The sequence below is a fragment of the Psychrobacter sp. 1U2 genome (genome assembly GCF_051847575.1).
Genome location: NZ_JBPYDC010001387.1, coordinates 1 through 612, shown reverse-complemented (window position 1 = coordinate 612; position 612 = coordinate 1). Strand labels below are relative to the sequence as shown.

Annotated in this window: 1 protein-coding gene and 1 pseudogene; both read right to left on the bottom strand. The window is 42.5% G+C overall.

Translation table 11 applies throughout. From position 1 onward, the window contains the following. Positions 1–93: DUF2789 family protein (locus ACS8FD_RS22245; RefSeq protein ID WP_439277461.1), on the bottom strand; the 93-nt coding region annotated here is incomplete at its 3' end. Between the two features lie 208 nt (positions 94–301). Next, positions 302–612: pseudogene (locus tag ACS8FD_RS22240) on the bottom strand (malate dehydrogenase); the annotation flags it as partial.

Here is a 612-nt window from a genome sequence, read left to right as displayed (position 1 = left end):
CTTTTCGATAAACTCATCAATCGCTTCATCCGAGCTATCTAGCCCCAACTGAGCAAATAGCTCATTCATATTATATTCAGGTTCACCCAACATATTGTCTCTCCTTAAATAATGCAAGTTTGATTGTACTTATTATTTCAACGAACGCATTTATTGTAGCAAGCTTTTTTTTATTCGCTGTTAATCAACGTGTATCTAACGTTATCAATTGTATTGATGTACGCTTAAAACCCAAAAAGCCCTCTATATAAGAGGGCTTCTTCTAGATTACTTTGTACAATGGGTTTAGCAAATTTACGACCTATGGAAGCAGGTGTGCAACCGCATCACGCTCTTCGCTAAGTTCTTGTTCTGTAGCTGCCATCTTCTCTTTTGAGAAATCTGATGACACGTCAACGCCGTCTACGATAGACCAATCGCCGTTGCTACATGTACATGGGAATGAGTAAATCAAACCCTCAGCGATACCGTATTCGCCGTTTGAATAAACACCCATTGATACCCAATCGTTTTCATCAGTACCGAGTGCCCATGTACGCATATGAGCGATGGCAGCATTGGCAGCAGAGGCCGCAGATGATGCACCGCGCGCTTTGATGATTGCCGCACCGC